At 38.5% G+C, this 8,935-nt stretch carries 8 protein-coding genes; 1 reads left to right on the top strand and 7 read right to left on the bottom strand.

Annotation, left to right across the window (positions count from 1 at the left end):
• A partial coding sequence (locus LGZ98_RS22325) for a hypothetical protein (protein WP_262978607.1) occupies positions 1-229 on the top strand: 229 nt, incomplete at its 5' end.
• Here LGZ98_RS22325 and LGZ98_RS22320 read toward each other — a convergent pair.
• The 7 genes from LGZ98_RS22320 to LGZ98_RS22290 form a co-directional block, all read right to left on the bottom strand.
• Positions 185-613 carry an NUDIX domain-containing protein gene (locus LGZ98_RS22320; RefSeq protein ID WP_113042638.1) on the bottom strand — a complete coding sequence of 143 codons (429 nt, stop codon included), beginning with the start codon at positions 611-613 and terminating at the stop codon, positions 185-187. The two genes, LGZ98_RS22325 and LGZ98_RS22320, sit on opposite strands and share 45 nt — an antisense overlap.
• 16 nt (positions 614-629) lie before the next feature.
• Positions 630-1,889, bottom strand: a complete 1,260-nt coding sequence (locus LGZ98_RS22315) for an adenylosuccinate synthase (protein WP_113042640.1) — start codon at positions 1,887-1,889, stop codon at positions 630-632.
• A 198-nt stretch (positions 1,890-2,087) separates the two neighbouring features.
• Complete coding sequence (locus LGZ98_RS22310) at positions 2,088-2,750, bottom strand: HAD family hydrolase (protein ID WP_113042641.1); 663 nt, start codon at positions 2,748-2,750, stop codon at positions 2,088-2,090.
• Positions 2,751-2,771: 21 nt separating this feature from the next.
• The gene (locus tag LGZ98_RS22305) at positions 2,772-3,956 is read right to left on the bottom strand and encodes a phosphoribosyltransferase (protein WP_113042643.1); all 1,185 of its coding nucleotides are present in this window, start codon (positions 3,954-3,956) and stop codon (positions 2,772-2,774) included.
• 2 nt (positions 3,957-3,958) lie between these two features.
• Entirely contained in the window at positions 3,959-4,735 is a 777-nt protein-coding gene (locus LGZ98_RS22300; protein WP_113042645.1) for a HisA/HisF-related TIM barrel protein, read from the bottom strand.
• 794 nt (positions 4,736-5,529) lie between these two features.
• Positions 5,530-6,870: an MATE family efflux transporter gene (locus LGZ98_RS22295; protein ID WP_113042648.1), complete on the bottom strand. Its 1,341-nt coding sequence runs from the start codon at positions 6,868-6,870 to the stop codon at positions 5,530-5,532.
• 1,432 nt (positions 6,871-8,302) lie between these two features.
• On the bottom strand, positions 8,303-8,734 hold the full coding sequence (locus LGZ98_RS22290) for a bleomycin resistance protein (RefSeq protein WP_262978606.1): 432 nt from the start codon (positions 8,732-8,734) through the stop codon (positions 8,303-8,305).
• Between the last annotated feature and the right edge of the window lie 201 nt (positions 8,735-8,935).

The raw sequence follows: 8,935 nt of genomic DNA, 5'->3' as shown, positions 1-8,935 counted from the left end.
AGTCCATTCTTATCCATCTCCCCTTTTGAAGAAGTTATTAAAGTTCAGATATACCCTATGGATTTCAAGATGCATCGCGACGGCAAGGGAGCGAATCCCCGGGAGCATAGAGAACTATGTGACCGGGGTGAGTGAGTACGGCCAACAAAGAGGCAACTTGAAAGATGACGGGTATATACCGTATTTAACCCCGCATTTCTGTTATTTCTATTTCTTTATCGAAGCGTAAATGCTCATCGGCTGCCATAGGGATCAACCAACGTAAATTATAGATCACATTATCGGGTAATGAATTTGCTTCATAGATATTAACGATCTCTTTTTCAATAGAATTGACAGAATAGACACGATCATCATACATATAGAGAAAATTTACCTGATAAACGTCAGGACGAGTTAAGACAGTAAATAGTCGCCACTCTTCAGGACGTGTTTCAATGCCAGCTTCTTCTGTAAACTCCCTTGCCATTGCCTGTTGGGGGCTTTCTCCCGCTTCTATTTTTCCACCAATCCCATTGAGCTTCCCTTTTTGCCAACTGGGTTGTAATTTTGAAATTAGGGAGACATGTTTTTTATCTTTAGAAAACATAAACCCTGTTACATAGTTAATCATTATTTTCTCCACGCTTTTATTTCGCTACTAATGTCTGATTCCTGTCTGGCCCATATGAAATATACTTAATTGGGACACCAGCATAGTCTTGAATAAAAGATAAGAAATCAATCAGCTCAATAGGTAGCTCCGTTAAATCTGTATATGATGAGTTAAGTGCGCTCCAGGATTTAAATGTCTTATAGATAGGTTTGGCTTTATTGAGCTCCAATAATGCATCATCACAACAGACGAGTTTATCATCAATTTCATAGGCAATAGCGACTTTTATTTCATGTAAACCAGCAAGAACATCAACATTCGTTATGGCGAGTTCTGTTACACCATTGAGTTTCACCGCATGTTTAATCAGGGATAAATCCAGCCAGCCACAACGCCTTGGCCTTTTTGAAACGGTACCATATTCGTTCCCACGCTCTCGAATATAATCAGCCTGTTCTGTCGATAATTCAGTGGGGAATGGCCCGTTGCCTACACGGATCATATAGGATTTCATCACACCGACAATATGTATTTTTTGTGCTGGTATACCTATCATGGCAAAGCAGGTTTGCACTAATGTCTGATATGCCACGGTATAAGGATAAGTACCAAAACTATTATCCAAGAAAGTGGCTTGTGATGTCTCAAGTAAAACATCTTCTCCCGAATTAAGTAAATCACCGATAATTTCATTAGTGAACGTGAAATAGGGTTCTATCCTCTTGCCATATTGATGTGTTGTTTCTAACATCTCTTCAAAATCTAATGTGGTTTGTGCATTAAAAACATGTTTAATCTGCTTTTCCCTGATACTCCAAAGAAATTCTAATTTACTTCTTAATTTTTCTTTATCAAGGGTATCAATAAGCCGAATGCCATGACGGTTGGCTTTGTCTTCAACACAGGCACCCACACCGACACCAACTGAACCTATCTTCTGCTTACCTTTGTATTTTTCTGATGCTCTATTTAACTCAGAGTGTAATGGTAAGACGATATGGCATCGTGGGTCGATAAATATATTAGAATCAATTTTTTCTTTTTGTATAAAGTCGATCTCTCTAACCAGAATGGGAAGACTGACTAAAGCGCCTTGGCAGATATATAAATTCTTTTTGTTGAGTGAGGCTGGTAATTGGGAAAATGAGCCTCTTAGATTACCATGTTGCACACAATGACCTGCATTAGCGCCGCCATTAAATCGAGCAATGTTATTGATGTTGCCAGATAAATAGTCAACAAATTTTCCTTTACCTTCATCTCCAAATTGGAGTCCAACTACAGCAGTTAACATAAATCTATTCCTTAATTCCTTAATTATCTATTGGCTTATTCAAAATAATAGTTAAATCATCATCTTTGATGATTTTTTAAATGAATAATCTGCTTTTAAATACTAAGCTGTTCTTTTAAAACTAATGTGATCAATATCTATTTGTACATCGTTATAAATGATCCCTTTCTTATTGGATTATTTTGAACAGCTTCTTTATTACTGTTTATGGACCAAAGAATCTGCTATTAATAGGGCTTCACTTAATGTATCAACAATGGGAACACCCGCGGTTTCAAGACTGATACGACTGTGGGTTCCTCCGGTATAAAGAATGGCATGAGTTCCTGCCGCTAATGCGGCAATTGCGTCATCAGTAGCGTCTCCAATAACCACACTTTGCTCGGGAGCAACATTGAGTTTTTTGAGATGGTTAGCTAACTGCTCTGATTTGCCGGTTGTCAATAATGGCGTATTTCTACCATCTATTTGGGTAAAGAATTTGCCAATACCATGATTATCAAGCATAGGGATTAATTCATTATGCTCCATCAGTGAACATAATGATTGGGTTGCACCTGTTTTATAGCGGGAAGCGAGGAGTTGGCTCACACCTTCCGTTAAACTGGCTTTCTGAATACCTGGCCGATAGTGAAAATTAAACGTTTTTCCGATCACTGACCATTCAGAAGATGAAGGTTCACGGCCAATCACTTGTTTATAGAAAGTTTGTACTGGAACACAATAATATTCCCGATATTGTTCCAGCGTTAGAGGGTCAATACCAATTTCTGCCAATGCGAAATTGGTTGCACTCAATGAAACATTGACATCATTAAGTAATGTACCATTCCAATCCCAAATAATATGTGCTGTTGTCATATTTAACTCCCCTTTTCCAAATTAACTTTTGCGAACCGAACATTCAGAACATTGATATGCCAGGGCCTTAAATGCATCAATTGGCTGTTCATAATTATTCAGTGGTGTTTGTGCTTTTAGATTTAATAAAAAATGCAATAAGTTGGCTGCCCATGTTGAATCTGTCAGGGTGTCATGAAGGACAGACAATAAACTATATGAATAGGCAACCCAATCCGCCGTGGTTGTATGAGCATATTTATCATCAGCGAAAGGCTGATCAATTAAGCGATTCAGGACCTTATGATGTCTGAAACACCAAGGCGTCAAGACATCTAAAGTTTCAGGGTTGAATACACGATCAGCATGCCCATAAACGCGAGTACGTAATAATTTTTCCCAATGTAGTTCGACGGCTCGGGCCTTTGGGCGTTGTCCGGTTTGGGCCATGACCAGATCGATTGCCTGACGTAAGGTGTCTCCTGTTCCGCAATTATCATCAATAATTGTCACGGTTTGTCCTGATGGAATTTTGCGCCCCCAGAGATGATTGCTCTTGCAAGACGTATCATCGTAACGTGAAACTTTCACTAAATTGAGCTCACTATTCCATGCTGCGGCTGTGACTGCGGCTGCCGCTGATCCTCCTAACATGATGCCAACAACTGAGGAGTTGGAGCATATGTCAATTTGGGCTGCGGCCAAAGTTAACAGATGATTATCTCCTTCAATAAATGGTCTGGGCACTTTGTGTTCCGTAGACAATGGCAATTTCAGGTCATGGATTGGCGAGAGTGAAAAAGTAAATGGTGTGCCCATCAGCGTTGAACTGACGACTTTAGCGCACTCTTTGATCCCATCGATGAATGGCACAATATCTTCGTTAACCGTCTGTGGAGAACTTAATAAGCTATCAACAATTCTCAGCAATTTTGCCAAACTATGATCGGCCAATATATATTTTGATGGGGCAGTACACAGCTTATCGCTACACTCAAGTTGAGAGATGTATTCTGTGTAATATTTCGCCGTCATCAGTAGCTCGTGACACGGTTTTTGTTCGTAATAGGCGGTACCGCGGGAACCGACGAATGCTGGCTTCTCTGTGAGTAAGCCAGGTAGCGCCATCACTTCTTTCGTTAAATAGCGTGTTTCAGGTACGCCACGCAATTCGCCTAGTAAACCAATAGAACGAAGATCCAAAGCAGGAGATAAAGATTCAGACATATTTAGCGTCTCGGTGATTGTGTTGCAGCAAGGGCATCTTCGAGAGGAACCTTACCAATATGTAGAGCTTGACCAAGAATGGCACCTTCGACACCGATAGTGGACAAATCGGCTAATGCGCGGAGATCATCCAGGCTCGATACTCCGCCGCCGGCAATGACGGGTGATGACGTTTTCGCGCAGACTTCCTGTAATAGCGTGAAATTTGGCGAACTCATCATGCCTCCCCGCTCAACATCGGTTACGACGTAGCGTTGGCAACCCTGTTTGTCGAGGCGCTCAAGGAGATCCCAGAGATTACCTTTGCTGACATTCCATCCATGCGTTGCCAGTTGATAACCTTCCGATGTGTTTTTTACATCAAGAGCAATGGCGATCTTATCGCCATATTCTGCAATGGCTCGGGCACACCAATCTGGATGTTCTAATGCTGCGGTCCCCAAATTAACTCGCTGGCATCCCGTTGCTAATACTTTGCGCAAGATGGTTTCATCTCTGATTCCGCCACAGACCTGTACGTTAATATCGACCGCAGCCAGGACATCGGCAATAAGATGGCTGTTTGAGCCACGTCCTGACGCAGCATCAAGATCAACAACATGAATCCATTTTGCCCCGGCATTTTGCCAGGCTAGTGCTACTTCTGCCGGGGTACCTAAAGGTCTCCGTAATGTTGGGCTTTCACCTCGGGTTAATCGAATTGCGGAATTCGATGTCATTGCTATTCCGTCAACAATATCCACAGAGGGAAATATCTCGAATATTTCCTTACTTATCATTAAATGCATCCTAATTAATTATTTAAAAATTAATAACGTTTTGTGATTAATGAAATTACAAGTTGCAACGCAATAAATATGCCCAAAAACAGAGGGGTTAATTTAATGAGCTTAATAACCATTCATTAATTCATAATAGTGAAAAGAAAAAATTTCTCAATAAGGTTATTAGCTAAATATAACAATTTGGATAACTTTGTTCAGCCAATTAATCTTATGTTTACTTAAGAAGAGTTAATTTAGGGGAAGGTGAATAGAGATTCAATTTAAATATGTCGGAAATGAATTCTACTAATGTTGATAGGGAAAATTCAGTGTTATTTATCTAATATTTTAATTATTACAAATAATATAAATCTGTTTTTCAAGCAATTATTATAGTATATTCTGATTTATATAAAATATACCCTATGGATTTCAAGATGGATCGCGGCGGCAAGGGAGCGAATCCCCGGGAGCATAGATAAGGATGTGACCGGGGTGAGTGAGTGCAGCCAACAAAGAGGCAACTTGAAAGATGACGGGTATATATTTACAATGATATTGATCGCAACACTTAGAATATAGAATTTCGCTTATTAACCTGAGGTTATTATTCAATAATAGTACCAGTCAGCTTCTGAGAAACCTCTGAGAATTGGTTTTCTTTAATGACTGACTATTTTGGACGTTGGCGATAGTGCTTATTTATGACTTTAAATGAACAAGAGGCACCTATTGGGTACCTCTTGTTATGGGAGTTTAACGGGAAGGAACTACGTTAAGGCGACTGGTTGAACAGTTATTTTAATCATTCAAATATCGAGTCGCTTAGTTTGCCATTTTTTAGATTTCCAACGCCAGATATTAGTGAGTCCACGCAACCATTCGTCACAGAAGAAACCGATCCAGATACCTAAAATGCCCATTTCCATTTTGATCCCTAAATAGTACCCCACTGGAATAGCAATACACCACATAAAGAATATGGCTGCATAAAGTGGGAAACGAGCATCACCGGAAGCACGCAATGCGTTCACCATAACAATATTTGCGGTACGGATTGGCTCCAGAAAAACGGATAGCAAGAATAGGGGTAACAACAGTTTGATAATGGCTTCATCTTGCGTCAGAAAATGCAGAATCGGCATTTTGAGCAGCCAGAAAGCAGTGACCACGCCAATAGTGACGATACAGCCGATTTTCAGACTATTAATGCCACGAATATAAGCATCTTCAAACCGCTTTGCACCGACCAGATGACCAACCATAATTTCGTTACCAATGCTGGTGGCAATGCCAAATAACATCACAAACAGTGATAGCTGGAAATAGAGTGTTTGTGCTGCCAGTGAAATTTCACCCATCAGTCCAATGAATGCTATGGCCGCCATATATTGCAGTATCCACACTACGTTTTCACCCGCAGCGGGTAAACCGATATATAAGATTTTGCCCAACATACCCTGTGACCAGCGTAGGAAACCTGCCAGCGTAAATTTGATCCGCAGGCCATAACTGAGCAGACAGAATAATAGGATCACGGCAACAATCCGGCCAAAGACTGTAGACCAGGCGACTCCTTCCAGACCATATTTAGGTAATCCGAAGAAACCATACAGGACGATCATATTACCTAGCACTGTCAGCAAGTTAGCAATCAAAGTAACATACATTGCCGGTTTGGATTTCCCATAAACCCGCAAACACGCCGCCAGAATAATCGAAATAGCTTCAGGGATAAGACAGATACCCAGAATGTGCAGATAGTTAAAACCATCTTCCATCAGATGTTCCGGCATATTCATGATAGACAAGATCTTATAGCCGAAGAAGATAGTCATCAGCGCACAGCTAAACCCAAGTAAAAAGTTGAATGCAATAGAAATATGGATCGCTTGGCTGGCTTTATCCCGTTTGCCTGCACCAATATATTGAGCAATAACGACACTGCAACCAACACTGATAAAGTTGAAGATAGTGATAAACAGATCAAATACCTGATTACCTACAGCCATAGCAGCCAGATAAGAAGTAGAAACATGGCTCACCATATAAGTATTAATTAATAAAGTAGCCAGATGGAGAAGAATATCAATAAAAATCGGCCAGCTTAACGAAAAGAGCGAGCGCTCAGTAACATCAGTTTGATGCATTTGAAAAACCTGCTTATTGAAAAAGGTAAATGAATTATTTCTTGAGATGCTGCGTACTCAGAAAATATTCAGGCATTGTACATGGTTTATTTATCCGTTAACAGAGATGAGATATATACCCGTTATCTTTCAAGTTGCCTCTTTGTTGGCTGTACTCACTCACCCCGGTCACATCGTTATCTATGCTCCCGGGGATTCGCTCCCTTGCCGTCGCGATGCATCTTGAAATCTATAGGGTATGGAAAGATAAAAATTGAATTCTGTGATTGGTTTTTTCTGCTTGAACAACCCCTTGTGGTACGAAGCAAATAACGATCAATTAGCATCATAAGGGAAATGATTGGCAGCAAATATTAGCATTGCTATTTGTCGAATGTGTTAGCGGAATTGATAAATTTTTGCTTAGCATGTTACATGTGGTGGATGCGTATACTGTGACGACAGTATTATCAGTACACAGTACATTTGTTGCGAGGAAATTTAGATCAACAAGTAAATAAATTTCATGGTAAATAATTAAGATATTTAAATGATTATCTTAATTGATAAAAAATTTAAATGCCAAATATTTAAAATAATTATTTTAATATATTATTAGTATTTATGATATACCAACTTTACCAGTCAATGGATGCCTTATGTGTTTAATAAATCATTAGGTGATTTTATTTAAATTTTATTTATGATTTTATATCGCTGAATAATTTTGTTGGATTATGGGATTTTCCAAATCTGATCATTCAGTTTTTTATGATAACTTAAACGATTTATCAACGGAGTGATAAAAAAATTTTTGTGGTTAAATTTTGCTCTATAATTAATTTAAAGGAGTCGAATATAAGGAAATGAAAATATACCATTCAGCGAGGTGATATGATGATAAATAGACTACAACACCAGTTACTTTTGGCCCTTTTAACGTTGACTTTCTTTTCTGCTTTTTCTACATCTACCCATGCTTGTATATTGTACCCGCACTTTCCTATATGTGCGGCAAAATGCGTTATTTTTTCATCTCATACTGCAACATGTATTATCGGTTCTCAAGCGCCTAATCATTCAGCTTATAATGATCCAATGTCTATTGGATCTGAAAAGAATAGCTAATCGAAAATGGAATTCTATTAATATTCAGTTAGCATAATTATTGTGTAATATTATTGCGTGATATTATTGTGTTATGCGGAATTCTACCTCTTTTTTTTCTATTTTCCGCCCTTTAATAAAGGGCGGGTTTTTATAAAGTGATTTATACCTGTTATCTTTCAAGTTGCCTCTTTGTTGGCTGTACTCCCTTGCCGTCGCGATGCATCTTGAAATCCATCGGGTATATGGCTATAGGATATATGATTTAAAAATAGAGTAAATTGGAAGGTCTATTTTAGCTATCAAGGTTTATATTTTTCATGTTAATTAACTAAGGCTATTTAAATTAATACGCCATTATATTTTCTATGAATTGGCTGAAACGTAGCAGATAGCCGTCAGGATCTTGCACAAGAAATTCTCGTTGGCATGCAATGACTTCATCAATACGGTAGTGATTATCTTTAACCTCTCGGTATAGTTTGATGTTATTAACTTTTAAGCTGTGCAGTAAAGGGGCTAAATCATCAACTTCAATCTGAAAATTCATCCCTCTCCCAAAAGGATAATTTAATGAGGCTGTGTTCCAACCATCATCATGTAATACTTCAAGCATCAGTTGTGCTTCACCAAGTGCTAAGTATGCAAAATCTGGATTATCTCGTCGAATAAGCAACTGGAAGCCGAGAATTCTTTGATAAAAATCCAGAGATAGAGAAAAGTTAGTAACAGTAAGTTCTGGAACCATACGATTCCAATAGGGTTTATGTTGTTCCATATTTTATCCTATATTCTACGATGCCTATTTTATTATATGAGAATGGATTAATTTTATCCAGAGTAAAGGTGTTATAGTCTAATAAAGCTATTTTTTATTCCTGTAAAAATAGGGTAAATAATTCTATTAATTTTTATGTTATTTAACTTGTTCTTTTAAGCCCTTATGGGGTGGTTTTCTGTGTTAGTAATTTATTTAATT

The sequence above is a fragment of the Photorhabdus kayaii genome (assembly GCF_025384895.1).
Classification (GTDB): Bacteria; Pseudomonadota; Gammaproteobacteria; order Enterobacterales; family Enterobacteriaceae; genus Photorhabdus; species Photorhabdus kayaii.
Note: the sequence above shows the minus strand (reverse complement) of the source record. Positions and strands in the feature narration are given on the sequence as shown.